Raw genomic sequence first — 26881 nt, 5'->3', positions numbered from 1 at the left:
CCCCGCGCGCGCCGCGCGCCCCGTACCGCCCGGGGCGCGCACGAGGGGGGCATCCTCCGCCCGGACCGCGCCGGTGGTCCCGCCCGGCCGACCGGGGGCGGTCCGGGACTCCGCCACGCGCCCCCGTGTGCGCACTCCGGGGCGGCTTCGCCCCTTGTCGGTCCCCCGCATCGGTGCGACGCTGGGAGTCCCCCCGCTTGTGAAATTGTGAACCGACCCGTGCGGTCGTTCCGACAAGGAGGTGGCTCCCTTCATGCTCGTCCGTGACGCCATGAGCACTCTGGTTCTCACCATCGGCCCCGCCCACACGCTCCGTCAGGCCGCTCGGCTGATGTCGGTCCGTCGCGTCGGAGCCGCGGTCGTCCTCGACCAGGACACCAGCGGGCTCGGCATCCTCACCGAACGCGACATACTCGACGCGGTCGGCTGGGGCCAGGACCCCGACGTCGAGACCGTCGCCGCCCACACCACCACCGACGTGGTCTTCGCCGCCCCCACCTGGACCCTGGAGGAGGCCGCGGAGGCCATGACGCACGGCGGGTTCCGCCATCTGATCGTGCTGGACGACCACGGGCCGGTGGGCATCGTCTCGGTCCGCGACATCCTGCGCTGCTGGACGCCCACCAGGCGCCGTCGCCACCCGGAGCTGATCGGCTGAGAAGCCCCGGAACGGCCGGCGGGCCGGTCTCCCGGGGAAAGGGAGACCGGCCCGCCGTCGACGACAGGCGTCCGGGTCAGCCGCGCAGGGCCTGGACCGCGGCCTCCAGACGCTTGCCGAAGTCGCCGTCCGCCCGGCGGAAGTTGTCGATCGCGCGCTCGGCGATGTCGTCGCGCGACACCTTGGCGATGAACCCGGCGAGGTTGTCGACCAGTCGCGCCTTCTCGTCCTCGGAGAAGAGCCGGTAGAGGTTTCCGGCCTGCACGAAGTCGTCGTCCTCGGCGTGGCTCGGGGCCGCGTGCGTACCGACCTCGCCGTTGACGGTGGTGGGCCCCCACAGCGGGCGGTCCGTCTGCGCCGGGCCGCCGAAGCTGTTCGGCTCGTAGTTCTTCGCACCCTTGTGGCGGCCGTCGTACAGGTAGCCGTCACGGCTGTGGGTACGCGCCTCGGTGGCGTGCGGACGGTTCACCGGCAGGTGGTCGGCGTTGATGCCGACGCGGTAGCGGTGGGCGTCGCCGTAGGCGAAGAGACGGCCCTGGAGCATCTTGTCGGGGGACGGACCGATGCCCGGCACGAAGTGCGCGGGACTGAAGATCGACTGCTCGACCTCGGCAAAGATGTTCTCCGGGTTGCGGTTGAGCTCCAGCTTCCCGATCTCGATCGGCGGGTAGTCCTCGTGCGGCCACACCTTGGTGAGGTCGAACGGGTTGAAGCGGTACGTGGCCGCCTCGGCCGCCGGCATGATCTGGACCTGCACGGTCCAGGTCGGGAAGTCGCCGCGCTCGATGGCCTCGCGCAGGTCGCGCTGGTGGCTGTCCGGGTCGGAACCGGCCAGGAGGGCGGCCTCCTGCGAGGTGAGGTTCTTGATGCCCTGGTCGGTCTTGAAGTGGTACTTGACCCAGAAGACCTCGCCGGCCTCGTTGTTCCACTGGAAGGTGTGGGAGCCGTAGCCGTTCATGTGGCGGTAGCTGGCGGGGATGCCGCGGTCGCCGAAGAGCCAGGTCACCTGGTGGGTGGACTCGGGGGACAGACCCCAGAAGTCCCAGACGTTGTCCGCCTCCTGCGAGCCGGTGTACGGGTCGCGCTTCTGGGTGTGGATGAAGTCGGGGAACTTGATGGCGTCCTTGATGAAGAACACCGGGGTGTTGTTGCCGACGAGGTCGTAGTTGCCCTCCTCGGTGTAGAACTTCAGCGCCCAGCCGCGCGGGTCGCGCACGGCGTCGGCCGCACCGAGATTGCCCGCGACGGTGGAGAAGCGCAGGAACGTCTCGGTCTGCTTGCCGACCTCGGAGAGGAACTTCGCCCGCGTCCACTGCGAGACGTCACGGGTCAGTGTGAACGTGCCGTACGCACCGGCGCCGCGGGCGTGCACGACGCGCTCCGGGATGCGCTCGCGGTTGAAGTGCGCCAGCTTCTCCAACAGCGACTGGTCCTGTACCAGGACAGGACCGCCGACGCCCGCGGTCTGGCTGTTCTGGTTGTCGGCGACCGGCGCGCCGGCCTCCGTGGTGAGCGGTCCCTGCGTCACGTGCGCCTCCTGCGTCGTTCCTGCACATTCGTCATGTCCTGCACAGCCTGTCCCTTGGCCTATACCGTTCCCGATCCTACAATAGACATTGTCCAAGTCAATTGGGCATCCAAATCAACACTCGTTCGGGATACACCCCCTCCACTGTTAGGCTTGTTCTCATGAGTGACCTGCTGGAACGACTCCGCGGACGCGGCTGGCGCATGACCGCACAGCGGCGCGTCGTGGCCGAGGTCCTCGACGGGGACCATGTGCACCTGACGGCCGACGAGGTCCACGCGAGGGCCGTCGCCAAGCTGCCCGAGATCTCCCGCGCCACCGTCTACAACACCCTGGGCGAGATGGTGACGCTCGGCGAGGTCATCGAGGTCTCCACGGACCGCCGCGCCAAGCGCTACGACCCGAACGCGCACCGCCCCCACCACCACCTCGTCTGCGCGAGCTGCGGCGCGATCCGCGACGTGCACCCGGTCGGCGACCCGATGGCGGACCTGCCCGGCGAGGAGCGCTTCGGCTTCACGATCTCCGACGTCGAGGTGACCTACCGGGGCATCTGCCCGAACTGCGCCGCGACGACCTGAGCCGACCCGGCCGACGATCGCGGCACGGGGACTTCCCGTCCCCGGCGTTCCCATCCCCGATGTTCCCGCCCATGCGGGGCGGTCCATACGGTCCCGGGCATGCACAGAGGGCCGGATCCTTGAAGGATCCGGCCCTCTGTTTTCAGTAGCGGGGACAGGATTTGAACCTGCGACCTCTGGGTTATGAGCCCAGCGAGCTACCGAGCTGCTCCACCCCGCGTCGTTGTGTTCACAACATTACGTCACCCCTCCGGCCCTGTGCAAATCGATGGCGCCCCCGCGCGGACGACACGGTTCCGGAACCTCCGCTCCCCCGGCCGCGCCCCGCACCGCCGGACGGCCCGGGGCGGGCCCGGGGGCGGTGCTCGGGTCGGGGCGGCTCCAGGGTGGTGCGCGGGGCCGGGGACGGTGCGCAGGTCGAGGGACGGTGCGCGGGTCGGGGCGTGCCCAGGGGGTGCGCGGGTCCGGGACCGGACCGGCGGGGGCCGCGCTGCCAGGCGGCCCCGGGACGGAGGCCGGCGCGGGCGGTGCCCCGCCGCCCCGGCTCCGTCCGGCCCGTCCTCGCTACGCGGTCAGCTCCTGGTGCAGTGCCTCACGCAGCCGGGCGGCCCGTTCGGCGACCTCCGCCGGGCCCAGCTCGACGGCCCGCGCGCACCAGCGCTGCCCCTCGGTGAGCTCGCCGCGACGGGCGGCCAGCAGGGCCAGGCGCAGGGCGGCCCGGCCGTGCCCGTCGTTCGCCGCGCGGCTCCACCACAGCGCGGCCTCGCGCTCGCTGCCCTCGCGGGCGAGCAGCAGCCCCAGGTTGAAGGCTCCGTTGCGGCTGCCCGCCTCGGCGGCCTCGCGGTACCAACGGGCGGCGCTGTCCACGTCGCCGCGGGCGGCCGCGAGCATCCCGACCCGCACCTGGGCGCGACGGTGCCCCTGCTCGGCGGCCCGCTCGTACCACTCCTCGCACTCGGTCTTCTCCGGCATCGGCTCCCCCAGCGCGGGAGGGCCCGGAGGCGGCCGGCGCGAGTCCAGCACCCCGGCCAGCCGGAAGGCGGCCTCGGCGCTGCCGCCGCCGGCCGCGCAGCGCAGATGGCGTTCGGCCTCCTGCTCCTCGCCCCGGTGGAGCAGGGCCATGCCGACCTGGAGCGCGGCCTCGGTGTGCCCGGCCGCCGCCGCCCGCTCGTACCAGACCAGGGCGGCACGATCCTCGTCGCGCCCGGCGTACAGGATGCCGAGGTTGAACGCCGCGTCCACGCTGCCCGCCTCGGCGGCCTTGGAGAACCAGGGCTCGGCGCCGGTCGCATCGCCCGCCTGGAGCAGGAGCACGGCCAGCGCGTTGGCGGCCTCGCGGTGGCCCGCGTACGCGGCGCGGCGGTACCACTGCTCGGCCTGCGGCGTGCGGTCCTGCGCCGCGCAGAGCAGCCCGAGGTTGTAGGCGCCGTTGACGTCGCCCGCGTCCATCGCGGCGCGGTACCAGCGTTCGGCGGTCTGCTGCTCGCCGCGGGCGGCGTGCAGCGCGCCCAGGGCGTTGGCCGCGTTGCCGTCGCCGTCCTGCGCCGCGCGCAGCCACCACACGGCGGCGCTCTCCTCGTCGCCCGCGTCGCGCAGCAGGAAGCCGAGCGCGCAGGCGGCCCGCGCCTCACCGGCCTTCGCGGAGATGAGGTACCAGCGGCCGGCCTCCTTGGGCTCGCCGCGCTGTTCGAGGATGGCGCCCAGGTGCAGGGCGGCGCGCCGGTGCCCCCGCGCGGCGGCCTGCCGGTACCACTGCTCCGCCTCGCCCACGCGTCCGGTCTCCGGGCCCGCCACCGGGCCGTCGTCCCTGCGCGCCAGGACGCGGTCGATGGCGTCCGGCCGGTCCGCGCCCCTCCCGCCGGGAGCGGAACCCGGCCGCCCGAAGGCGTCGTGCGGGTCACCCGCGGCGCTGCGGTCCAGCATCCGCGCGAGGCGGTACGCGGCTTCCCGGTGCCCCTGTTCCGCGGCGGCGCGCAGCCAGCGCTCCGCGCCGACGTCGCTGCGGTGTTCCAGCAGGTCGGCGAGGGCGTACGCGCCCAGCGCGTGACCCTGCTCGGCGGACTGCCGCAGCCAGTACTCGGCGCCGGGCTCGTCGCCGCGCTCGCGGTAGTGACGGCCGAGGGCATGCGCGGCAGCCGCGGAACCCGCGACGGCGGCGACACGCCACCAGCCGGCCGCCTCGTCGGGGTATCCGCGCTGGTGGAGCAGGACACCCAGATTGTTGGCCGCGGCCCGGTCGCCGTCCGCGGTGGCGCCGCGCAGGTAGGGCTCGGCGCCGTCCAGGTCGCCGCGGCGCAGCAGCAACGCGCCGAGGACGCTCATCGACGCGGTGTCCCCGGCGTCGGCGGCGCGTCGGTGGCGCGCCTCGCTCTCGGCGCTCTCCGGGCTCTCGGCGCCGCCGGAGGTTCCGTCGGCCTCGGCACTCCCGCCGACGCGGGCGCTTCCCGTGTTCTCTGTGAACTCCGTGCTCTCGGCGGTCGCGGCACACCCCGCAGTCTCGGCGGTCTCGGTCGTCCCGATGATCTCAGGTGTATCAAGCGTCTCGGGTGTCTCGGATGTGTCGGTGGTCTCACTCTTTACCGCGGCGTCAACACCAAAAGCCGCGTTCACCTTGCTATCCGGCCGATGAACGCGGCGCTGCACAAACCGCCCTGTCTCCAACAGAGTTGCCCTGTCCCCCATAAATACCATCGTCGCACCACCTGTAACCCGCGTACACCCGCTATATCGCGGCCAGTGAGGTCACTTCAGCGTTTTGTCGACATGCCCACAGAGAGACAAGTCAAACACGTCCGGGCCCAACTCGTGCCCTGCGAACCGCCCTTCACGCGCTTCACACAAGAAATCTCGTCACGGCATGACGAAGGCCCGGATCCTCGAAAGGATCCGGGCCTTCGTCTTTCAGTAGCGGGGACAGGATTTGAACCTGCGACCTCTGGGTTATGAGCCCAGCGAGCTACCGAGCTGCTCCACCCCGCGTCGTTGTGCAGAAACCGTACCACGACGTGGGGTGGAGCCTTTACCGGGTTTCTCAGCCGCCGCTGCGGGCGGCCGAGGCGTTCTCCTTGTCCTTGTCCTCCGGCTTGCCCTTGTCGGAGCCGTTCTTGTCCGCGTTGTTCGCGCTGCCCGGCTTGGGCTGGGCGGCCGCCGCGCGTTCGAGAGCGTCCTGCAGGTCCTTCTGGGCCTCGCCGTAGGCGGTCCAGTCCTGTTCCTTCAGGGCCGCCTCACCCGCCTCGTAGGCCTTCTGCGCGTCCGCGATCGCCTTCTTCAGCGCCGCGTCGCCGGTGGCCGGCGGCTGCGTGGTGTCGCCCGGTGGCCGGGTGGTGTCCGTGGGCGGCTGGCCGGTGTCGGAGCCCGCCACCCCGAAGACCGCGTTGAGCGCCTCGCCGAGGCTGTTCTCGAAGACGGTCTTCGACCCGTACGAGGCGGCGACCTTCCGCAGCAGCGGATAGTTCTGCGTGCCACCGCGCGTGTAGACCGGCTCGATGTAGAGGAAGCCCCCTTCGAGCGGCACGGTCAGCAGATTGCCGTACTCGATGTCGGAGTCGGTCCCCTTCAGGTTCCTCACGAACTCGGCGACGTCGTCGTTGCCGTTGAGCTCGCTCTGCACCTGACCGGGGCCCTTCACCGTGGTGGTGACCCGCAGCAGCCTTATCGTGCCGTAGTCCTTGCTGGCCGCGTCCGCGTCCACCGCCATGAACGCCCCGAGGTCGGGTCGTCCCTTCGGTGTGAACGTCGTCGTCAGCGAGAACTTCTGATTCTCCTGCCCCGGCATCTTTATGCTCAGGTAGTACGGCGGGACGGAACCGGACTCCTTGTTGGTCGGGTCGTCCGGGACCTGCCACGCGTCACTGCCGCTGTAGAACTGGGCGGGGTTCGTGACGTGGTAGCGGGTGAGCAGTTCGCGCTGCACCTTGAACAGGTCCTGCGGGTACCGCAGGTGGTCCATCAGGTCCTGCGGGATGTCCGACCTGGACTCGACGGTGCCCGGGAACGCCTTGCGCCAGGTCTTGAGAACCGGGTCCTCGGTGTCCCACTCGTAGAGCTTGACCTTGCCGTCGTACGCGTCGACGGTGGCCTTCACCGAGTTGCGGATGTAGTTGACCTGGTTCTGCTGGGCGACGACCGCGCGCTGGTTGGTGGTCAGCGAGTCGGCCGTGGTGTCACCGAGCGTCGTGCGGGAGGCGTACGGGTAGCCGTTGGTGGTGGTGTACGCGTCGACGATCCACTGGATGCGTCCGTTCACCACCGCCGGGTAGGCGTCGCCGTCGATGGTCAGCCACGGGGCGACCGCCTCGACGCGCTCCTTGGGCGTGCGGTTGTAGAGGATCCGCGAGCCCTCGCCGATGGCTCCCGAGTAGAGGATCTGCGGCTCGCTGAACGCGACGGCGTACGCGGCACGGTTGAAGGCGTTGGAGAGGCTGACCCCGCTGTTGCCCTGGTAGCTGGTGGTCTTCTCGCCGTCCTCCTCGTAGTCGAGCTCCTTCTGGGGCCCGCCGACGATGGAGTACTGCTCGGTCTTCTCGCCGTAGTAGATCCGCTGCTCGTACTTGCCGAGCTCACCGCCCGTCGGCAGGCCGGACTCGGTGAAGTCCGGGGAACCCTTCGGGTTCTTGCCGGTCGTCGTGCCCCGGGCCGCGATGGCGCCGTAGCCGTGGGTGTAGGTGAAGTGGTCGTTGATCCAGTTGCGCTTGGGGATGCCGTCGAGGTTGAGCTCGCGCAGACCGATGATCGTGTCCTGGTCCTTGCCGGCGGCGTCCTTGTAGCGGTCGACGTCCAGCGTCCTGGGGAACTGGTAGTAGTTCCTCTTCTGCTGGAGCTGCTGGAAGGCCGGGGAGACGACGTTGGGGTCCATCACCCGGTAGCTGGCGGCGTCGTCCGCGCTCGCGCGCAGCTTGGCGTCGTCGTCCGTCGTGCTCTTGCCGGAGTAGTCGTCGACCTGCGCGTTGTCGATGTCGTACGCGTCACGCGTCGCGTCGATGTTCTTCCGGATGAACGGGGCTTCCTTGGCCTGCTCGTTCGGCTGGACCTGGAACTTCTGCACGATCGCCGGGTAGAGCCCGCCGATCAGGATCGCCGAGAGGACCATGAGGCCGAAGCCGATCACCGGGAGCTGCCAGGTGCGGCGCCAGAGCGTCGCGAAGAACAGCACGGCGCAGATCGCGGCGATGCAGAACAGGATGGTCTTCGCCGGGAGGTAGGCGTTGGCGTCGACGTACCGCAGGCCCGTCCAGTTGTCCGTGGCCTTGAAGTCGCTGGACTTCACGGCCAGGCCGTACCGGTCGAGCCAGTACGCCACGGCCTTCAGCGAGACGAAGACCCCGAGCAGCACCGACAGGTGGCCGGTGGCCGCGCCGGTCGCGCGGGCGCCGGGGCTGGTGATGCGGAGCCCGCCGTACAGGTAGTGGGTCAGCCCGGCGGCGATCAGCGAGAGCACCGTGGCCGCGAAGCCGAAGCCCAGCAGGAAGCGGTACCACGGCAGGTCGAAGGCGTAGAAGGACACGTCCAGGTGGAACTGGGGGTCCTTCTGCCCGAACGCCACGCCGTTCACGTACATCAGCCAGGTACGCCACTGACCGGAGGCGGATGCTCCGGCGATCAGCCCGACGAGCGCGGTGATCGCGAGCAGCACCCACTTCTTGTGCGGGGCCAGGCTCATCCGGTAGCGGTCCAGGCTCTGCTGTTCCAGGGACATCGCGCTCAGCGGCGGCCGGAGCCGGTGCGCGAGCCAGATGTTCAGACCGACGGCGACAGCCATCAGGAGTCCGAAGACGAGGAACAGCCCGATCTTGGTCCACAGGGTGGTGGTGAAGACGGACGAATACGAGACCGACCGGTACCAGAGCCAGTCCGTCCAGAACCCGGCGAACATGACGAACGCCATGGCGAGAATCGCCAGGACGCCCAAGGTCATGAGCAGGGTACGGGCGCGCCGGGACGGGCGGCCGACTCTGATCCGTGGCCCTGTCGGGCCTCCGCCGCGGTCCGGCATCTGGAAAGCCAACGTGCGCACCTCGAAGTTCGCGGGTCGTTGTGGAGCGGGCCCAGCGATCGTAGAGCCCACCTATGCAACTTACTGAGGCTTTACCTAGTTCCCGTTACCGGGGCGGAAGGAGGCAGGATGTTGGCCATGTCCAATGTTTCCCCCTCGGGCCCCCCGATGGCCGCGAGCCCGCTCACCGTCGCCGTGCTCGAAATCGACGAGTACATCTCAGGTCTCGGCTGGGACCAGCCGGCCCGGCTCTTCGCCCTGGTCGACACCGCCAAGCTGCGGGCCCAGGAGCCCGGCCTCGCGGCCCAGCTCGGTCTCGACGCCGCCGAGGCCCCGACCTCCTCGCTCACCCCCATCGAACAGGACGAGCTGCCGCCGGGCACCGCCCTGGACGAGTTCCTGGCCACGATCGCCTGGCCCGACGCGGTGATCGGATGCGCGATGTCGGTGGAGCGGCTGATGCTGCCGCCGTCCGCCGAGGCGTCCGTGCCGGAAGGACTCAGCGACGCACAGCTGGCCAAGTGGGTCGCCAAGCACCCGGAGCGCCAGGAGGTGCGGATGACCGTGGCCGTCCTCCGGGACGGTACGCGCGAGTCGGCCGTGCGGCTGCGGGCGAAGGACACCCCGAGCGAGGTGCGGACCGGTGCCGGTCTGGTGCCCGGACTGGCCGACGCGCTGGCCGCGACCTTCGAGGCCTGACCCGCCCGGCCCCGCAGGGGGCGCGGTCAGCCCGCCGAGCAGCTCGGCAGTCCGGCCGTGTCCCCCGCCCCGATCTTCTCCAGGGACTTCCGCGCGTCGGCGAGCGTCTTCACCCTCACCAGGGTGAGTCCGCTCGGCGTGTCGGAGGCAGCGGCCCCGCAGTTCTCGTCCGGCGTCAGGAAGTACCTGGCGCCCGCGTCGCGCGCGCCGACCAGCTTCATGTTGATGCCGCCGATCGGGCCGACCTTGCCCTTGTCGTCGATCGTGCCGGTGCCCGCGATGAATTTTCCGCCGGTGAGCTTGCCGGGCGTCAGCTTGTCGATGAGGCCCAGCGAGAACATCAGGCCGGCGCTCGGTCCGCCGACGTCGGCGAGCTCGATGTCGATCCGGAACGGGAAGGTGTGGTCCGTCCCCGCCTGGATACCGACGATCGCGCGGTCCTCCTTGGGGGCCTTCGCGGTCGTGATGACGATCTTCCGGCTGCCCTCGGGCTCCTTGCCGGCCTTCTCCGCCGCCTGTGCCGTCTTCGCGGGGATGATCGTGAACGTGACCTTCTCGCCGGGATCGTGGCGGGTGACGAGCTTCGCCACGTCCTCCGGCTGTTCGATCGGCGTGCCGTCGACCTGCTTGATCACGTCGCCCGCGTGCAGCTTGCCCTGGGCGGGGCTGTCCTTCACGACCGTGGAGACCACGACGCGCGAGGAGACCGGGATGCCCAGCTCGGTCAGCGCGGCGACCTTGGCGCTCTCCTGGGACTGGCTGAACTCCTCGGCGTTCTCCTGCGTCGACTCCTGCTCGGTCTTCCCGTCGGGGTACAGCGTGTCGTGCGGAACGACCACGCCGTCGTGGGCCAGCCAGCCGTAGACGGCCTCGACGAGGTTCATCCGGTAGTCGGCGCCGGTGACCCGGACCGTCGTCATGTTGAGGTTTCCGGACGTCGGGTACGTCTTGTGCCCGGAAATCTGCAGGACGGGTTCGCCGCCGACCTTGCCGAGGGTGTTCACGGTCGGTCCGGGGGACATTTCCGAGTACGGCACTTTGATCAGCACGCCTGCGCAGAGCAGCGCGATGAGGATCAGGGTGGAGGCGAGCATCGTCGCGGTGCGGCGTGGCATGGAACGACAGTACGGGAAGGGACTGTCAGTGCACTGTCGGGGCCGGTCCGTACGGAACGGGCGACAGGGCGGGGCGCGGCGCCGGAGGGCGCCCGCGACCGGGGCCGCGCCACGGGTTGGCGACTGCGTATGTGCGACGGAAATCAGACCACGTCGGAACCGGAGTGCGATTTCTCCATCGCCTCACGGAACCGGGCATACCCGGCGAGCTCGGAGACATCACCGGTCGTGCGATTACGAGCGGCCCAGCTACCCCATATCGCAGCGCCGAGCGCAGCGAAAAGCGGAATCAACAACCAGGCGAGTGCTGCCATTACGACCTCCCTACCCCATGAGCGACCGCAACTGACCGATCAGCAGATTAACCGTCTGCGGAATCAACGCTCACGGCAGGGGTGCGGTTACGCAAATCAGGTCCGGACGGCCGCCCGTCCGGGTTGCGCTCAGCAGGCGCCGACCCACTCCTCGGTGCCGTCCGAGAAGCGCTGGTGTTTCCAGATCGGGACCTCGTGCTTGAGGTCGTCGATGAGCTTGCGGCACGCCTCGAACGCCTCGGCGCGGTGCGGACAGGAGACGGCGACGACCACCGCGAGGTCGCCCACTTGGAGGTCGCCCACCCGGTGGACGGCGGCCAGCGCGCGGACCGGGAAGTTCGCGGCGACCTTCTCGGCCACCCGGCGCAGCTCGTCCTGCGCCGACGGGTGACAGGAGTACCCGAGCGCGCCGACGTCCTGACCGCCGTCGTGGTTGCGCACCGTGCCGACGAAGAGCGCCGTACCACCGGCGGCGTCGTCCCCGACGGCCCGGAAGACCTCGTCGACCGACAGCGGCGTGTCGCGGATCTCCAGCAGCCGGATGGGGTCCATCGACGCCTGCTCGCCGGGGTGGTCGTAAGTGGGAGCCATGCGACCCATGGTGCCGTACGGCACCGACAGCGTGGAATAGCGTTTTCCACCGGCGGGCCGCCCCCGGCCTTGGAGCCTTCTACAGCACCCCGAAGGGGTGCCGTGCGGGCCCTGCCGGAAGGAGCCGCACCGAGGAGTCGTGCCCGGGACGCCATGCCAGGACGCCGCACCCGGAAGGGCCGCGTCCTGAGCACCGTGCCCCGAGGGCGCGTGTCCGGGAGGGCCGCGCCCGGGAGTGCGTGCCCCGGAGGGCCGCGCCCGGGGCGCCCGCCCCGCCCCGATCAGATGCGGCGGCGGGCCTTGCGGGCGCGGCGGACCAGCGCGGCGGTGCCCAGGAGTGCCACGGTCGCCCCGGCGGCGCCCGCCGCGGTGGCGTCCTTGCGGCCGAGCCGGCGTCCGGCGACGGTGTGCCGGCCCTCGACCTCTTCGAGAAGCGCGGCGAGCACCTCCTCGTTGGTCCAGGCCGGGCGCCAGCCCACGTCGTGCAGCCGGCTCACGCTGACCACCCAGGGGTGCATCGTGTACGCCAGGTCGCCCGCCGGTGACGGGGTGAGGCCGATCCGGTGCAGCCGGGCGGCGGCGCCCAGGGCCACGGCGGAGGGCAGTTCCATCCGGCGGACGCCGCTGAGCTCCTCGACCTCCTCCTGTTCCAGCCAGCCGTCGCAGCCGACCGCGAACTCGCCGTCGATCTTCTCCAGCGCGGCGTACTCCAGGGCCGTGACCAGGTCGTCGACGTGGCAGAACTGCCAGGCCGGACGCGATCCGGCGACGACCAGGAGGCGCGGCGACTCGAAGTAGCGGGTCAGCGCGGTGTCCGTGCCGCCGACCAGGACGGTCGGCCTGACCACGGTCACGTTGAGCCCGGGGTGGGCACGGGGCGCGCGGCGGCCGAGCCGCTCGATCTCCAGCAGGTCGCCGACGCCGGTGGCCTCGGCGGTGGCCCGCAGCTCGGCGTCCTCGGCGAGCGGGATGTCGTTGTCGGGCAGCGCCCCGTAGACCATCGCCGATGTGCACAGCACGACCCGGTGGACGCCGACGGCCGCCGCGGCGGTCAGCACGGTCTGGGTGCCGCGCACGTTGTAGGCGGTGCGGGCCGCGGGGTCGGTCTCCAGGTCGAGGTCGAGCGCCAGGTGCACCACGACGTCCGCGCCGCGCAGTTTCTCCACGATGGCGGGGTCGCGGACGTCGAGGAGGTGCCAGGTCGCCTCGGACACCTCGCCGCGGCGCTCGTCGATGGCGATGACCTGCTTGATCTCCTCGGACGCCGCGAGGCGCGCGGTGAGCAGCTCGCCCACGCCGCCGGCGGCTCCGGTGATCGCGACGACGGGGCCACGGCTTCTGGAACGGCTCTTGGCGGGTTTGCTCTCGGTCGAGGGGTCGGACGGGTTTCGCGCTGCGCGAACCTGAGGGTCTGGGGAACTCACCGGGCGTCTCCAGCGGTTGTCTTCAGTACGTACCCGAGTGACGCGTGCGTACCAGGTGGCGTCCATCCTGCCGCAGGGCGGGCCCCGACGGAGCACTGAGGCCCTGAGCGGACTTTTGGTGTCTACGCTGGATGGTGATGTCGGGCAGTCGCCGCCGGTTCGAGCCGGCGGCCCTACGAGCCGAGGAAACCCGTGAGTGACACCCCATTCGGATTCGGCCTTCCGCCGGAGGAGCCGGAGAACGGCGACGAGGGCAAGAAGAAGGACCCCACCGGAGGTGGGCAGGGTTCGGGCGGGCCTGCGAACCCGTTCGGCTTCGGGCCCGGCGCGGGCGGTGAGAATCCGTTCGCGGCGATGTTCGGCACGATGAATCCCAACGACCTGGGCGCCGCCTTCCAGCAGCTCGGCCAGATGCTGAGCTACGAGGGCGGTCCCGTGAACTGGGACATGGCCAAGCAGATCGCCCGCCAGACGGTCTCGCAGGGCACGCCGGACGGCACCAAGGACGCCAGCGTCGGCCCGGCCGAGCGGTCCGCGGTCGACGAGGCGCTGCGCCTGGCCGACCTGTGGCTGGACGGCGTGACGTCGCTGCCCTCCGGTTCGGTCTCGACCGTGGCGTGGAGCCGGGCGGAGTGGGTCGAGGCGTCCCTGCCCGCCTGGCAGAAGCTGGTCGACCCGGTGGCCGAGCGCGTCGGTCTCGCCATGGGCGACGTGCTGCCCGAGGAGATGCAGGCGATGGCCGGCCCGCTGATCGGCATGATGCGGTCGATGGGCGGCGCGATGTTCGGCCAGCAGATCGGGCAGGCCGTCGGCGTGCTGGCCGGTGAGGTCGTCGGTTCGACCGACATCGGGCTGCCGCTGGGCCCGGCGGGCAAGGCCGCGCTCCTTCCGTTGAACGTCGAGAGGTTCGGCAAGGACCTCAGCGTCCCGCAGGACGAGGTGCGGCTGTATCTGGCCCTGCGCGAGGCCGCCCACCAGCGCCTCTTCGCCCACGTCCCGTGGCTGCGCTCGCACCTCTTCGGTGCCGTCGAGGGGTACGCGCGCGGCATCAAGGTCGACACCAGCAAGCTGGAGGACGTGGTCGGCCAGTTCGACCCGTCGCAGCCCGAGCAGTTGCAGGACGCCCTTCAGCAGGGCATGTTCCAGCCGGAGGACACGCCGGAGCAGAAGGCCGCCCTGGCCCGGCTGGAGACGGCGCTCGCCCTGGTCGAGGGCTGGGTCGACGCCGTGGTCCACGAGGCCGCGAAGTCCCGTCTGACCTCGGCGGACGCCTTGCGCGAGACGATGCGCAGGCGCCGTGCCTCCGGTGGTCCGGCCGAGCAGACGTTCGCCACGCTCATCGGTCTGCAGCTGCGCCCGCGGCGGCTGCGCGACGCCTCCCGGCTGTGGGCGTCCCTCACCGACGCACGCGGTCTCGACGGGCGCGACGCCCTGTGGGAACACCCCGACATGCTGCCGACGGCCCAGGACCTGGACGATCCGGACGGCTTCGTGCACCACGAACAGCTGGACTTCTCCGAGCTGGACAAGATGCTCGGCGAGGCCGCGCAAGGCACCCAGGGCACGCAGAAGCCCGCCGCGGACGACGGGGACGACACCGGCGGCGCCGAGGGCCGCGACGACAGCAAGGGCGACACCGACCGGTGAGCCTGTACGACGACGCCGTGCTCGTGCTGAAGGAGTACGAGCAGCGGGCCGACCCGGCCCAGGACGAGCTGCGCCGGCTCTACCTCGATCACCTGGTGGAACACCCCGACGGCATGTGGAAGAGCTGCGGAGCGGGTCATCTGACGGCCAGCGCCCTGGTCGTCGATCCGGAGCGCGGCCGGGTGCTGCTCACCCTCCACCGCAAGCTGCGGATGTGGTTGCAGATGGGCGGCCACTGCGAGCCCCAGGACACCTCGCTGGCCGCCGCGGCTCTCCGGGAGGCGTCCGAGGAGTCCGGCGTCAGCGGTCTGACGCTGCTCGCGGGCGGTCCGGTGACGCTGGACCGCCACCCCATCCCCGCCCCCTGCCACTGGCACATGGACGTGCAGTACGTGGCGCTGGCGCCCTCGGGCGCGACGGAGCAGATCAGCGACGAGTCGCTGGACCTGCGCTGGTTCGCGTACGACGAGGTCGCCTCGGTGGCCGACGCCTCGGTCATCAGGCTGACTGAGCTGGCCCGCGCGGCGCTGGAGCGGCCCTAGTAGGACGGCACGCGAAAGCGGGTGGGGCGGTCTCCGAGGAGGCCGCCCCACCCGCTTCGGTCCGGGTCTCGTGCCGCGGATCAGTTCCAGGCGTTGTTCTGGTTCTGGCCGTGGGCGCCCTGCTGGCCCATGCCGTACTGGGCCCGGATGCCCTGGCCGATCTGCTGGTTCTGCGGGGGCAGCACCTCGCTGGGCTGGACCAGGGCGAAGCCCTGGCCGAGGAAGCTGAGCTCCCAGCCCTCACCGGTGTTGCCGCGTCGGCGCCACACGCCGGAGGAGTGCGTCTGGGCCTGCATCTGCACCCGCAGCGAGCTGGACCAGGCGACGATGGCGTCGGCGTCGGCGTTGACGTACTTGTCCGGGGTGACCTGCATCATCAGCGGCTGGCCCGAGGTCATCAGGGCGACCTTGCCGGTGCCGGAGATGTTGAGCTGGTACTTGCCGGTCCCCGAGATGCCGTACTGGCTGTCCACCGCGATGACCTCGGCGTGCAGCGAGGAGTCCAGTGCCAGGACGTAGGCGCTGTCCACCGTGAGGCCGTCGTGGTCGACATCCACGATGTGAACGTACTGCGCGAGGTTGGCGAGGAAGACCGTGCCCTGCCCGGAGCAGCGCATCAGGTCGAGGCCCTCGCCCGTGTTCGCGCGGGCTCGGCGCTGGCTGTTCGACTGGTACTCGCCGTCGAACTCCATCAGCCCCTGGTAGGCGACCATGGCACCCTTGCGGGCGAGCACGTCGTCGTGGCCGGTCAGCGAGACCCGCAGGAGCTGCGGGTTCTGGATGGCGTACCGGTCCTGGGACTGCTGTTCCGTGTAGTTGAAAAGCGGACTCTGCATGGTGTTTCCCTCCCCCTCAGTTCCGGACCCGCAGGCGGTCGGTACTGTCCTCGCTCGGCTGTACGACGACGATGCCCTGGCCGGAGAAGGCCATCTGGTAGGCCTCGCCGCTGCCCCGCCCGATGAGCGAGGACGCCTTGAAGCTGCGCTTGCCCTTCACCTTGAGGTTCGGGGACCACGCCACGAGGGCGTCCGGGTCGACGTAGGTCTCGTCCTCGCCGCGTCCGCAGTCGACGACGATCGGCGTGCCGCGCGAGGTGATGGCGACCCAGCCGGTGCCGGAGATGCAGACGTTCCACAGGCCCTGGCCCGCGAACTTGGCGAGGCCCTTGACCCGCTCCACACCCCAGGTGAGGTGGCCGTCGAAGGCCAGGACGTTGGTGCCGTTGACCGAGAGGGAGTCGTTGTTGAGGTTGATGACGACCACGTCGGCACCGTAGTCGGCGAGGTAGAGCAGCCCGTCGCCGGAGCACTTCATGATCGGCGCGCCCTCGCCGGTGATCCACTGGGAGGCGATCTGACGGATGGCGGGCGGGTTGGGTTCGTACTGGATGAAGCCCTCGTACGCGACCATCGAGCCGGTACGTGCGTAGAGGTCCTGGCCGGTGGCCATGGCGACCTTGAGCATCGTGCGGCCGTGGTTCTCCATCCGGGCCGTGACGGGGGACGGGGCGAAGCCCGCGAGTTGCTGGTTCATGACGGGCTCCCTCAGACCTCGTAGGGCTGGACGACGATGAAGTTGCCGGGAGCACCCCGGAACTGAAGGTTCACGGTCTCCCCGCTGTGCCCCGGGTACGCGTTGCGGCGCAGCCGGACCTGGCTGGAGATGATCACCTGGGACGCGGACGACCAGGCCACGACGGCGTTGCAGTCGGCGAAGGTGGTCGGCGTGACGGGCAGGACGACGGGGACGCCGTGGGTCTTGACGACGATCGTGCCGCTGCCCTGGAACTGCATGGTGAACAGGGCCCCGCCCGGGATTCCGTGGCCCTCGATCCTGCGGACCTCGTACTGCAGGGTCTCGTCGAAGGCGAGGACGTTCTCCGCCGAGACGCAGATCCCGTCGCCCTGGAGCTCGATGGTGTGCAGGTGGGAGCCGTCCTCCGCGAGGAAGAGCTGCCCGCGGCCGGTGCAGCGCATCAGCTGCATCTCCTGGCCGGTGGAGTTGCCGACGATGCGGCCCGCGAAGCCTGCGCCCTTGTAGCTGAAGTCGACCTTGCCCTGGTACATCACCATGCTGCCCTGGCGGGCGAGGACGGGCGTGCCGCCCATGGAGAGGTCGACCCGCATGAGCTGCTGGTTCTGCGGGGTCCAGCGCTGCCCGGTGGCCGTCTCCTTGTAGGGCTGGAGCGCCGCCTGAAGGCCGGCACCGGCCTGCGGCATCCCCTGCGGTACGCCCTGGGGCATGCCGGGCGGCTGCATTCCCGGCATTCCCGGAGGCTGCATCCCGGGCATCCCGGGAGGCTGCATTCCCGGCGGCTGCTGTCCGTACGGGGCGGGCGGCTGCTGTCCGTAGGGCGCGGGGGCCTGCTGTCCGTACGGGGCGGCGGGCGCGGGCTGGCCGGGGACCTGGCCGAACTGCGGCTGCTGCGGCTGCCCGTACGGAGCGGGGGCCGGCGCGGGCGCGGGCGGCACCGCGCCCCCGGGCGGCGCCAGCGGCGCGGCCATCGTCGGCGCGCTGTGCATCTGCTGCGGCGGTGCGGGCGGCGGGGTCTGCCCGACCGGAGCCCCGAAGGACGGAGCCGGCTGGGGGGCCTGCGGGGCCGCCGGGGCGCCGAAGGACGGGGCGGGGGCCGGCGCGGCTGCCTGGGCGGGCGGCGCGAACGACGGGGTGGCGGCCTGCGGCTGGGGAGCTGCGGGCTCCTCCTCGGCGACCTCGCCGCCGAAGTTCTTCAGCAGCGCTTCGAGGCCGCCGTCGAATCCCTGGCCGACGGCGGCGAAGCGCCAGACGTCCTTCAGGTAGAAGTCGCCCAGCATCACCGCGCGCTCGGTGCTGAACTCCGAGCCGTTGAAGGCGTACCTGACGACCTCCTCGCCCCCCGCGACGACCCGGATGTACCCGGGGCCGATCTGGGACATCTGCCCGGCCCCGTCGATCGTCGCGGTGAACGACAGCTTGTGGATGTTCGCCGGAATGCGGTCCAGGGTGACGCGGAACGACTCGGTGTCGCCTGCCTGGGCACCGAGGAGCTGAATGGACTCCTCGGGCGATTTAGGCTGATTGAAGAAGATGAAATACCGGTCGTCGGAGAGTCGCTCCTCGGCGTCGAGACCGAAGCAACTGATGTCGAAGGTCAGTCCCGACCCGGCGATCTGCACACCTACGTACAGGTCCGTCCCCGGCGTGAGATCGCTGATCTTGGCCTTGTGGCCGCGTTGGAATTCCCTGGCCATGCGTAACGACCGTCCCCCATCCCGAATGTGAATGCGTCGCGCCAGGCTAACCGCAAACTCCGACATTGAGCTAAGCCGGTACACACCTGGTACGGAATCGCCGTATGTCACTCACCTCGGGCGGCGGGCAGCTGCGGCAGCCGGTCGGCCGCCACCACGCCCTCCAGGTAACCGCGTGCCCGCTCGGTGCGGGGGTATGCCTCCAGCAGCCGCCAGAAGCGGGGGCCGTGGCCGGGAACGAGCAGGTGGGCCAGCTCGTGGACCAGTACGTAGTCGACGACGTACTCGGGCATGCCCTGCAACCGGTGCGACAGGCGGATGCTGCCCTCCGCCGGGGTGCAGGACCCCCATCGGGTGTTCTGGTTGGTCACCCAACGCACCGAAGCCGGTCTGGCCCGGCCCTCGAAGTACTGGGCGGACAACCGCTCCGCGCGCTCGGCCAGCTCGCCGTCGCCGAGGACGCGTCTGCTCTCCTGCGCCGCGAGCCGGTCGAGCATCACCCCGACCCAGCGCTGCTCCTCGGCCTCCGTCATCCGGGCCGGGATGAGCACGATGGTGCGGTTGCCCTCGCGGTACGCGGAAACCGTTCTGCTGCGGCGGCTGCTCCTGCGGACCTCGACCGCGCTCGTCGCCGAGGCACGGGGCGGACGGTCCGGATCGTCGCGCCGCCGGGTTCCGGCGCCGCTCACGGAGGTCCCCCCGGCGATTCCGGGTGGCGGGTCGGCGGGCACGCCACGACGTTACCCGGAATCGGCGGGGGAAGTCCCGCCTCCGGAACGGTTCGTGTCCGATCCAGGTCACAGCACGCACCATTTGAATGACTAATACCCCCTACCTGTGGATAACTTTCCGCACGGTTCGACGCCGGGCCGCATTCTGGCAACGGATCTCGCGAAGATCCGGGCCGCGGGCCCGCGCACAGAGACCGAGGAACACAGACCGGGGGTAGTCGTGCATCCGATGTTGAAACCCGCACTGCGCCGCGCGTGGCGTGGTCGGGGCACCGTGCAATTCGGGGTGACCCATGCTCACGCGGTGAAGTTCGGCCCGCTGGATATCGCCACGGGCAGTTTTCTGGAACTGCTCGACGGGACGCGCGGTCTGCCGCTCCTGCACGAGGAGGCCCGCACGCTGGACCTGTCGGAACATCAGGTGGACATGCTGGTGAACCGCTTGGCGAGCGCCGGTCTGATCGACGACGTGCGGGCCGCCGGCCCGGAGACCGAGGCGTTGCGGAGCCGGCCCGGGGCGTTGGAGCGGCACCGTCCCGACCTGGCGTCGCTCTCCGTCGTCCATCCCGAACCGGGCGGCGGGATGCGGCGGATGGCGGCCCGCCGGACGATGCGGGTCCAGGTGCGGGGCGCGGGCCGGGTCGGGGCCGCGATCGCGGCGGTGCTGTCGGGGGCCGGGGTGGGCCGGGTGGAGGTTTTGGACGGTGGGCACACGGAGCCGTGGGACGTCTCGCCCGGCGGGCTTCCCCCGACGTCCGTCGGTGAACGCCGGGACACCGCGGCCCGGCAGTTGGTGCGCAGATCCGCCATCGGCGCGACGCCCCGGACGGCGGAATCGGCGGGTTCCCCGTCGGGTGGTGAGCCGGGGCTCTCGCTGATCGTGGTCGCCCCGCGCGACGGTCTCGCGGTGTACGCCCCCGACCCGCGTCCGGCCGAGCCGTGGATCGCGTCGGGCACTCCTCATCTCTACGCGGGGGTGATGGAGGCGACGGGAGTGGTCGGGCCGTTGGTCCTGCCCGGGGGCACCGCCTGCGCGGGGTGCCTGGAGCTGAACCGCGCGGACGGGGACGAGCAGTGGCCCAGGATGCTGTCCCAGTGGCGGTCCGGGCGGCGGGCCGCCGTGCAGGCCTGTGACCTGGGTCTGGCGACGGCGGTGGCCGGGTTGGCGGCCGCCCACGCGTTGTCCTTCCTGGACGGGGAGCTGCCCGCGAGCACCGGGACGCGCTGGGAGGCCGCGCTGCCGTTGCTGGACTGGCGGTCCGAGCGGATCGGAGCGCATCTCGACTGCTCCTGTGGAGCGGCCGGGCATGTTGGGAGGGAGTGCTCCTCCGGGGCCGGAACCACGCACGACACAATGGCCGGGTAACCGCCGCGCCCGGCACGGCAGTCTGGGATTTGGAGGGGCTCATGTCTGATCTTCCCCGGAAAGCGGTCACTCGTACCGCCAAGTTGGCCGCCCTGCCCTTGGGGTTCGCCGGTCGCGCCACGTGGGGCCTGGGCAAGCGGATCGGTGGGAAGTCCGCGGAGTTGGTCGCCCGGGAGGTCCAGCAGCGCACCGCGGACCAGTTGTTCAAGGTCCTGGGCGAGTTGAAGGGCGGGGCGATGAAGCTGGGGCAGGCCCTGTCCGTCTTCGAGTCGGCGCTGCCCGAGGAGGTCGCCGGTCCGTACCGGGCGGCGCTCACCAAACTCCAGGAGGCCGCGCCCCCCATGCCCAGCGGCACCGTCCACGCGGTGCTGGAGGAGCGGCTCGGCGAGAACTGGCGGGAGTTGTTCCTCGAATTCGCGGACACGCCGTCGGCGGCCGCCTCGATCGGCCAGGTGCACCGGGCGGTGTGGCACGATGGGCGGGAGGTCGCGGTGAAGGTGCAGTACCCGGGCGCCGGAGAGGCCCTGCTCTCGGATCTGACCCAGCTCAGCAGATTCGCCCGGGTGCTCGGCCCGTTGATCCCGGGCATGGACATCAAGCCGCTCATCGCGGAGCTGCGCGACCGGGTCTCGGAGGAACTGGACTACGAGCAGGAGGCACGGTCGCAGCAGGACCACGCCGAGGAGTTCGCCGACGATCCCGACGTCGTGATCCCCGGAGTGGTGCACCAATCCGACCAGGTGCTGGTGACGGAGTGGATGGACGGTGTTCCGCTGGCCGACGTGATCGCGCAGGGCACACCGGAGCAGCGGGACCGGGCCGGTCAGTTGCTCGCGCGGTTCCTCTTCTCGGGTCCCGCCCGCACCGGCCTGCTGCACGCCGACCCGCATCCGGGCAATTTCCGGCTGCTTCCCCCGGACGAGGAGTCGGGCGAGGAGGACGGCGAGGAGAGCCGGTGGCGGCTCGGGGTGCTGGACTTCGGAACGGTGGACCGGCTGCCGGGTGGTCTGCCCCAGCCGATCGGCGACTCCTTGCGGCTGGCGCTGGAGGGTGAGGCGGCGGCGGTCTACGAGCTGTTGCGCGAGGAGGGGTTCGTCAAGGAGTCGGTCGACCTCGACCCGGACGCGGTGCTCAAGTACCTCCTGCCCATCATCGAACCGGCGCAGGTGGAGGAGTTCACCTTCACCCGGAGCTGGTTGCGCGCCCAGGCGGCGCAGATCGCGGACCTCCGCTCCCCCGCGCATCAGCTCGGCAAGCAGCTGAACCTGCCGCCCGCCTATCTCCTGATACACCGGGTGACGTTGAGCACAATTGGGGTGCTGTGCCAATTGGGTGCGACGGTACGGCTGCGCGACGAGCTCGAAGTCTGGCTGCCGGGCTTCCTGCCGGAGCACGAGGAGGACGGGGCACAGGAACCGGTGGAGGACGAGCGGGAGGGCGGCGTGGCGCCGGAACTGGTGGAGGACGCGCCCGCGGGGGCTTAGGGCCTCTCGTTTGGATCATGCCGGGCTCACTGATCCGGCCTGATCCAAACGAAAGACCCTAGGCCGGGGCGATGCCACGGACGCGTTCCCGCCGGATGTGTTCCTGACCGAGGCGTTCCCGGCCAGGGCGTTTCCGGCCGGTGTGTTCCGGTCGGGGGCGGGGGCCTTCGGCCGGAACGCCGGCGGCCGGGGCTCTGCCCGGTGGGGCGCTGCTGAGCGGGTGGCCGGGCGGGTCACCACCAGGCGGAGTCGAGGCGGCTTTCGATCGCCCTGATGTGGGTACGGGCGCACTGCTCGCAGAAGTACTGGCGCCGGCCGTTCTCCACGGAACAGATCCAGGTCGGTGGTGTGCTCTCGCCGTCGGCGGAGGTGCCGCACAGGGCGCAGACGACCGCTGCCTCGTCGCTCCCGGCGGGATGCCGAGCGGACTGCTGAATCGGGTGATGGGTCTCCTCGTCCACGCCGTGACGATAACTCCGGTGCCGCCGCTCCGCTCGGCATCGCCCGACGACACCGGCACGGCAGCGCCGGCATGTGGCTCGGTCGCGTGTGGCACGACCGCGGGGCCGGTCCGTCCGGACCGGCCCCGCGGAAGGGGTACTGACTGTGGGTGCTGTTCGCCTCCGGGCGGAGCGGTTGCCCGGCGGCGGGTGTTGCTGTCGACCTGGCTAGTGCATGACCGCCATGGCCAGCGCGCGGCGGGCGCGCATCGAGGCGCGCTCCGCCCTGCGCTGCATCCGACGCGCGTTGACCAGGCGCACGGCCCGGCGTTGCGTGTCGGCTTCCCTCATGCGGTCGTGCATATGAGCACGCGCCAGGGCTTCTGGGATGAGTTGCATCTCGCGGGTCCTGTTCTGACGCGAGTCGTTCGCGCCGATGTTCGTGACGTTCGGTGTTGCGGAGCCGATGGGCTCATTCGTGGGGACGGACATGGGGGCCTGATTTCGGGGATCGTGGGTGTGGGGACGGTCGATGGTTCCGATGCGCTTCATGGGCTTGGGGGCCGTGACCCCCAGGTCGGCGGTCACGCCGCGACCGGGTTCTTGCGCGGACGGCCACGCGGCCGCTTGCGAGCAACGACAACACCCTGGATGAAGAGCTCACCGCCCCAGACGCCCCACGGCTCACGACGCTCCTTGGCGCCCGCGAGGCAGGCCTCGACGAGCGGGCAGGTGCGGCAGAGGGACTTGGCGTACTCGACGTCGGCGGGCGACTCGGCGAAGAAGACCTCCGGGTCGTAGGAGCGGCACGGAACGGGTACGCCGAGGTTCTCGATGGCGTCGTCGAGCGCGGTGAGCGCGGTGAGGGGGAGCAAGGTGGAGTCCTCCGTGAGGCCGGGCGGGGAGATCGTGTCGGAAGGCGGTACGGACGGGGCGTGCGCTTCGAGTTGCACGGTGGGTGGTGTCCTCGTCTGTTCGTTCCGGCCTGTTGACCGGGTGGCGGCTGGTACCGGGTGTTTCTTGTCCCGAGGCCCCTTCGCGCTGTCTCGTCCGTTCGGACAAAACAAAAGGGCCGCGGATCCCGAGTGGGGTTCCGCGGCCCTGAAGGCGCCGGCCTGATGGTGGATCAGGCTGGATCACTCCAGGGGTCAGGCCCACGGAAGGCCCACATCGTGTGGTGCGTCATCTGCTTCTTGGCGCCGAATTCCGCTCCCGCACCGACGGCGGCAAAGGCATAGGCCTGGGCCTGTCCCTTCGCTACTGCTGCTGCCGGTGCCTGGGCCGGTCGCTCATTGCGCTCCCGCACGGGGAGGCTCGCCGGGGCCAGCAGGCTGACGGCAGGGATGCCGGACAGACCGGTGCCACGGAGCGAGGACTCGTAGGAGCGGGTGAGGCCGAGCGAGCAGGTGGAGACGACGGAAAGATCGTTCAGTTTGTTGGTCTTGATGATGCTGATCACTTCAATCGCCTCCTCTCGGCGTCCAGGGGACCGGCGAACCGGTCCTGCGTATTCGGATAAGTACAGCACGGAACCAGGACTTCAGAGAAGCCGCTGTTTCCGTGGTTAAGAACCTATGGTGATGACTGGGGCGCGCGCAAACTATTTTTCCGACGAGTTTTCCTCAGCTCTCGCCGACGGCTTCCCCGAGCACTTCATCTACCGTCCCACCTGCGCAAATGGCCAGGACCGCGGTCCCGAACCGGTCCAGCTTCCGCACACCGACGCCGGAGATCCCGGCCAGTTCGCCCTCGCTGCCGGGCACGGCCTCGGCGATCGCCATCAGTGTCTTGTCGGTGAACACGCAGTACGCGGGCTGGCCGATCTCCTTCGCCCTGACCGCCCGCCAGTCGTGCAGCCGCTCGTACAACGCCTCGTCCATGTCGGAGGGGCAGTCGTCGCAGCGCATCAGCTTCATCTCGCCCGCGTCGGTGAGTGTCTTGCCGCATACCCGGCACCGGGCGGGGCCTCGTCGCCCGCGTCTGGCGACCGGGCCGGTGCCCTGGCCCTGGCTCCGGTAGCCCCTTTCGATCCCGCCGGTCGCCGCCGAGCCGAGCCGCGCGCCGAGGGCCGCCGAGCCGGGGCGCAGCCCGTTCAGGAAGCGGCTGGGGCGCCGTCCGGCACGGCCGCCGGGCGAGCGGGAGAGCGACCAGGACAGCATGAGGTGCAGTCGGGCCCGGGTGACGCCGACGTACAGCAGCCGGCGTTCCTCCTCGACCTGCTCGTCGGTCTTGGCGTAGGCGATCGGCATCATGCCCTCGGTCAGTCCGACCAGGAACACGGCGTCCCACTCCAGGCCCTTCGCGGAGTGCAGCGAGGCGAGCGTGACCCCTTGGACCGTGGGGGCGTGCTGGGCGGCGGCCCGTTCGTCCAGCTCCGCCACCAGGTCGGAGAGCGTGGCGCCCGGCTTGGCCCGTTCGAAGTCCTCGGCGAGCCGGACCAGGGCGGCCAGGGACTCCCAGCGGTCCCGCACCGCGCCGGAGCCCGCGGGCGGTTCCGGGGTCCAGCCCTTGGTGGAGAGCACCGCGCGCACTTCCGCGGGCAGCCCCTGCGCGTCGTCGAGCAGGGAGTCGTTGCTCCCCGCACGGGCCGCGCCGCGCAGGGCGACGCCCGCCTCCCGCACCTCCGCCCGTTCGAAGAAGCGCTCCGCGCCCCGCAGCTGGTACGGCACGCCCGCGTCGGCCAGGGCCTGTTCGTAGACCTCGGACTGGGAGTTGACCCGGTAGAGCACGGCGATCTCACCGGCCGGGACGCCCGCCGCGATCAGGTCGCGGATGCGGCGGGCGGTGCCCTCGGCCTCCGCGGGCTCGTCGGCGTACTCCGTGTAGGCGGGCTCGGGGCCGGGGTCGCGCTGCGAGATCAGTTCGAGCCGGTGCTCCGCGGCGCGGCCCCGGGCCTGGCCGAGCAGCCCGTTGGCCAGGTGCACCACCTGGGGTGTGGAGCGGTAGTCCCGGACGAGTTTGACGACCGTCGCGCCGGGGTGGCGGGTGCGGAAGTTCAGCAGGTGGTCGGGGGTGGCTCCGGTGAAGGAGTAGATCGTCTGGCCGGCGTCGCCGACGACGCAGAGGTTGTCCCGGTCGCCGAGCCAGAGGTCGAGCAGCCGTTGCTGGAGCGGGCTGACGTCCTGGTACTCGTCGACGACGAAGTGCTGGTACTGACGGCGGACGTGGTCGGCGATGTCGTGCCGGTCCTGGAGGATGGCGACGGTGAGCAGCAGCACGTCCTCGAAGTCGATCACCGAACGGTCGCGCTTCAGCTGCTCGTACATCGCGTAGATCTGGGAGATCTCCGCCGGGTCCCTGGGGGCGTCGCGCTGGGTCTTGACGACTGCGGCCGGGTAGTCGGCGGGGACGGTCTGGGTGACCTTGGACCACTCGATCTCGCTGGTGACGTCCCGCAGCTCGTTGCGGTCGAGGCGGATGCGGCAGCGGGCCGCGGCCTCGGCGACGAGCTGGACCTTGCGCTCCAGCAGCCGGGGCAGGTCGCCCCCGACGGCCTTCGGCCAGAAGTACTGGAGCTGGCGCAGGGCGGCGGAGTGGAACGTCCGCGCCTGCACACCGCTCGCGCCGAGCTGGCGCAGCCGTCCCCGCATCTCGCCCGCGGCCCGGTTGGTGAACGTGACGGCGAGCACGCTCGTCGGCTGGAGTATCCCGGCGCGCACCCCGTAGGCGATGCGATGGGTGATCGCACGCGTCTTGCCCGTACCGGCTCCGGCCAGCACGCACACCGGGCCGTGCAGGGCCGTGGCGACCTCGCGCTGCTCGGGGTCCAGGCCGTCGAGCACGGCGTCGGCCGACTCGGGGACCTGCGGGAAGAGGGGGGAATGCGTTGCTGCTGTCACCCCGCCATGCTGCCAGGTCGCAAGAGACGGGCGCGGAAGTTGTCCACAGGGGGCCGCATTCGTCGTACCGGTCACGTCGTACCGCCCGGGCCGACCGATACGGGCAGTGCTCGTGCGGGGCGTGGGGCGAGAGGGGCGAGAGGGCGCGGCGGTACGGCGGTGGCAAGGGGCAGTGACGGGAATGGTCCTCGGCTCGCGTACGTTCCCCTTCCGGGCGGTACCGCGTCCCGCGGTGGCGCGCTTTCCAGCTTCTCCGCACGACGGATGAGACTGCGAAGAGAACGAGACCGAGTCCGATACCGAGTCCGAGAAGACGGACGAGCCAGAGGAGCACGAAGACATGCCGGGCACTGTGACGATGTACAGCACCACGTGGTGCGGCTACTGCCGTCGGCTCAAGAGCCAGATGGACCGTGAGGGCATCGCGTACAACGAGATCAACATCGAGCAGGACCCGGAGTCCGCGGCCTTCGTCGAGAAGGCCAACGGGGGCAACCAGACCGTTCCCACCGTCCTGGTGGTCGGTTCCACGGGTGCCGAGGCCGTCATGACGAACCCGTCCCTGGCACAGGTGAAGCAGGCGCTCGCCGCCTGATCCCGCGGCCTCCGCAGCTTCTGCGGTTCCGGAGAGGACGCCTCTCCGCCCACGCCCCCTCCGGTCGCGGAGGGGGCGTTCCCCCACGCGTCCGGAAGGGCGCCC

Annotated in this window: 24 protein-coding genes and 2 tRNA genes; 8 read left to right on the top strand and 18 right to left on the bottom strand. The window is 70.8% G+C overall.

What is annotated here, in order from left to right; genetic code table 11:
- Window positions 1-253: 253 nt before the first annotated feature.
- Window positions 254-658, top strand: coding sequence for a cyclic nucleotide-binding/CBS domain-containing protein (locus tag ACFYW1_RS11260; protein ID WP_388990273.1), 405 nt, complete (start codon window positions 254-256; stop codon window positions 656-658).
- A 76-nt stretch (window positions 659-734) separates the two neighbouring features.
- Here ACFYW1_RS11260 and ACFYW1_RS11255 read toward each other — a convergent pair whose 3' ends face one another.
- On the bottom strand, window positions 735-2186 hold the full coding sequence (locus tag ACFYW1_RS11255; protein ID WP_388990271.1) for a catalase: 1452 nt from the start codon (window positions 2184-2186) through the stop codon (window positions 735-737).
- A 161-nt stretch (window positions 2187-2347) separates the two neighbouring features.
- Here ACFYW1_RS11255 and ACFYW1_RS11250 point away from each other — a divergent pair, with 161 nt between their 5' ends.
- Window positions 2348-2767 (top strand): Fur family transcriptional regulator, encoded by a 420-nt coding sequence (locus ACFYW1_RS11250; RefSeq protein ID WP_388990269.1) that lies wholly within the window; start codon window positions 2348-2350, stop codon window positions 2765-2767.
- A gap of 146 nt (window positions 2768-2913) precedes the next feature.
- Here ACFYW1_RS11250 and ACFYW1_RS11245 read toward each other — a convergent pair.
- The 4 genes from ACFYW1_RS11245 to ACFYW1_RS11230 all read right to left on the bottom strand — a co-directional run bounded on the left by ACFYW1_RS11245 (window position 2914) and on the right by ACFYW1_RS11230 (window position 8759).
- A tRNA-Met gene (locus ACFYW1_RS11245) sits at window positions 2914-2987 on the bottom strand.
- 344 nt (window positions 2988-3331) lie between these two features.
- Window positions 3332-5458, bottom strand: coding sequence for a tetratricopeptide repeat protein (locus tag ACFYW1_RS11240; protein WP_388990267.1), 2127 nt, complete (start codon window positions 5456-5458; stop codon window positions 3332-3334).
- A gap of 214 nt (window positions 5459-5672) precedes the next feature.
- A tRNA-Met gene (locus ACFYW1_RS11235) sits at window positions 5673-5746 on the bottom strand.
- A gap of 52 nt (window positions 5747-5798) precedes the next feature.
- Entirely contained in the window at window positions 5799-8759 is a 2961-nt protein-coding gene (locus ACFYW1_RS11230) for a UPF0182 family protein (protein WP_388990764.1), read from the bottom strand.
- A gap of 129 nt (window positions 8760-8888) precedes the next feature.
- Between ACFYW1_RS11230 and ACFYW1_RS11225 the strand changes: the two genes are divergently transcribed.
- Window positions 8889-9458 (top strand): PPA1309 family protein, encoded by a 570-nt coding sequence (locus tag ACFYW1_RS11225; RefSeq protein ID WP_388990265.1) that lies wholly within the window; start codon window positions 8889-8891, stop codon window positions 9456-9458.
- A gap of 26 nt (window positions 9459-9484) precedes the next feature.
- On the opposite strand, the gene ACFYW1_RS11220 is transcribed toward ACFYW1_RS11225, so the two are convergent.
- The 4 genes from ACFYW1_RS11220 to ACFYW1_RS11205 form a co-directional block, all read right to left on the bottom strand.
- Complete coding sequence (locus tag ACFYW1_RS11220; RefSeq protein WP_388990263.1) at window positions 9485-10573, bottom strand: PDZ domain-containing protein; 1089 nt, start codon at window positions 10571-10573, stop codon at window positions 9485-9487.
- Window positions 10574-10716: 143 nt separating this feature from the next.
- Window positions 10717-10887: a hypothetical protein gene (locus ACFYW1_RS11215; RefSeq protein WP_187438840.1), complete on the bottom strand. Its 171-nt coding sequence runs from the start codon at window positions 10885-10887 to the stop codon at window positions 10717-10719.
- Window positions 10888-11016: 129 nt separating this feature from the next.
- Window positions 11017-11478 carry a molybdenum cofactor biosynthesis protein MoaE gene (locus tag ACFYW1_RS11210; protein ID WP_388990260.1) on the bottom strand — a complete coding sequence of 154 codons (462 nt, stop codon included), beginning with the start codon at window positions 11476-11478 and terminating at the stop codon, window positions 11017-11019.
- Between the two features lie 281 nt (window positions 11479-11759).
- Window positions 11760-12902 (bottom strand): SDR family oxidoreductase, encoded by a 1143-nt coding sequence (locus tag ACFYW1_RS11205; protein ID WP_388990258.1) that lies wholly within the window; start codon window positions 12900-12902, stop codon window positions 11760-11762.
- A 192-nt stretch (window positions 12903-13094) separates the two neighbouring features.
- Between ACFYW1_RS11205 and ACFYW1_RS11200 the strand changes: the two genes are divergently transcribed.
- Both ACFYW1_RS11200 and ACFYW1_RS11195 read left to right on the top strand, forming a co-directional pair.
- Window positions 13095-14549, top strand: a complete 1455-nt coding sequence (locus tag ACFYW1_RS11200; RefSeq protein ID WP_388990256.1) for a zinc-dependent metalloprotease — start codon at window positions 13095-13097, stop codon at window positions 14547-14549.
- Window positions 14546-15091: an NUDIX hydrolase gene (locus ACFYW1_RS11195; RefSeq protein ID WP_388990254.1), complete on the top strand. Its 546-nt coding sequence runs from the start codon at window positions 14546-14548 to the stop codon at window positions 15089-15091. Before ACFYW1_RS11200 ends, ACFYW1_RS11195 begins: the two co-directional genes overlap by 4 nt.
- Window positions 15092-15171: 80 nt before the next feature.
- Here ACFYW1_RS11195 and ACFYW1_RS11190 read toward each other — a convergent pair whose 3' ends face one another.
- The 4 genes from ACFYW1_RS11190 to ACFYW1_RS11175 all read right to left on the bottom strand — a co-directional run bounded on the left by ACFYW1_RS11190 (window position 15172) and on the right by ACFYW1_RS11175 (window position 19052).
- Entirely contained in the window at window positions 15172-15927 is a 756-nt protein-coding gene (locus ACFYW1_RS11190) for an AIM24 family protein (protein WP_388990252.1), read from the bottom strand.
- A 16-nt stretch (window positions 15928-15943) separates the two neighbouring features.
- Window positions 15944-16624, bottom strand: coding sequence for an AIM24 family protein (locus ACFYW1_RS11185; RefSeq protein WP_388990250.1), 681 nt, complete (start codon window positions 16622-16624; stop codon window positions 15944-15946).
- 11 nt (window positions 16625-16635) lie between these two features.
- Window positions 16636-18321, bottom strand: coding sequence for a TerD family protein (locus ACFYW1_RS11180; RefSeq protein ID WP_388990248.1), 1686 nt, complete (start codon window positions 18319-18321; stop codon window positions 16636-16638).
- A gap of 107 nt (window positions 18322-18428) precedes the next feature.
- Window positions 18429-19052: a M48 family metallopeptidase gene (locus ACFYW1_RS11175; protein WP_388990246.1), complete on the bottom strand. Its 624-nt coding sequence runs from the start codon at window positions 19050-19052 to the stop codon at window positions 18429-18431.
- Between the two features lie 220 nt (window positions 19053-19272).
- Here ACFYW1_RS11175 and ACFYW1_RS11170 point away from each other — a divergent pair, with 220 nt between their 5' ends.
- Window positions 19273-20418: a ThiF family adenylyltransferase gene (locus ACFYW1_RS11170; protein ID WP_388990244.1), complete on the top strand. Its 1146-nt coding sequence runs from the start codon at window positions 19273-19275 to the stop codon at window positions 20416-20418.
- 41 nt (window positions 20419-20459) lie between these two features.
- Window positions 20460-21902 carry an ABC1 kinase family protein gene (locus ACFYW1_RS11165; RefSeq protein ID WP_388990242.1) on the top strand — a complete coding sequence of 481 codons (1443 nt, stop codon included), beginning with the start codon at window positions 20460-20462 and terminating at the stop codon, window positions 21900-21902.
- A gap of 233 nt (window positions 21903-22135) precedes the next feature.
- On the opposite strand, the gene ACFYW1_RS11160 is transcribed toward ACFYW1_RS11165, so the two are convergent.
- From ACFYW1_RS11160 to ACFYW1_RS11140, 5 genes are all read right to left on the bottom strand, one after another.
- Window positions 22136-22363: a hypothetical protein gene (locus tag ACFYW1_RS11160; protein ID WP_388990240.1), complete on the bottom strand. Its 228-nt coding sequence runs from the start codon at window positions 22361-22363 to the stop codon at window positions 22136-22138.
- 207 nt (window positions 22364-22570) lie between these two features.
- Entirely contained in the window at window positions 22571-22894 is a 324-nt protein-coding gene (locus ACFYW1_RS11155; protein WP_388990762.1) for a hypothetical protein, read from the bottom strand.
- A gap of 32 nt (window positions 22895-22926) precedes the next feature.
- A complete protein-coding gene (locus ACFYW1_RS11150; protein WP_148839094.1) occupies window positions 22927-23295 on the bottom strand; it encodes a WhiB family transcriptional regulator in 369 nt (122 codons plus the stop codon).
- A 173-nt stretch (window positions 23296-23468) separates the two neighbouring features.
- A complete protein-coding gene (locus ACFYW1_RS11145) occupies window positions 23469-23801 on the bottom strand; it encodes a hypothetical protein (RefSeq protein WP_388990238.1) in 333 nt (110 codons plus the stop codon).
- A gap of 163 nt (window positions 23802-23964) precedes the next feature.
- Window positions 23965-26181: an ATP-dependent DNA helicase UvrD2 gene (locus ACFYW1_RS11140; protein ID WP_388990236.1), complete on the bottom strand. Its 2217-nt coding sequence runs from the start codon at window positions 26179-26181 to the stop codon at window positions 23965-23967.
- 340 nt (window positions 26182-26521) lie between these two features.
- Between ACFYW1_RS11140 and ACFYW1_RS11135 the strand changes: the two genes are divergently transcribed.
- On the top strand, window positions 26522-26776 hold the full coding sequence (locus tag ACFYW1_RS11135) for a mycoredoxin (protein ID WP_148839091.1): 255 nt from the start codon (window positions 26522-26524) through the stop codon (window positions 26774-26776).
- The last annotated feature ends 105 nt before the right edge of the window (window positions 26777-26881 follow it).

It is taken from the genome of Streptomyces sp. NPDC002669, assembly GCF_042889165.1.
Lineage (GTDB): Bacteria > Actinomycetota > Actinomycetes > Streptomycetales > Streptomycetaceae > Streptomyces.
Note: the sequence above shows the minus strand (reverse complement) of the source record. Positions and strands in the feature narration are given on the sequence as shown.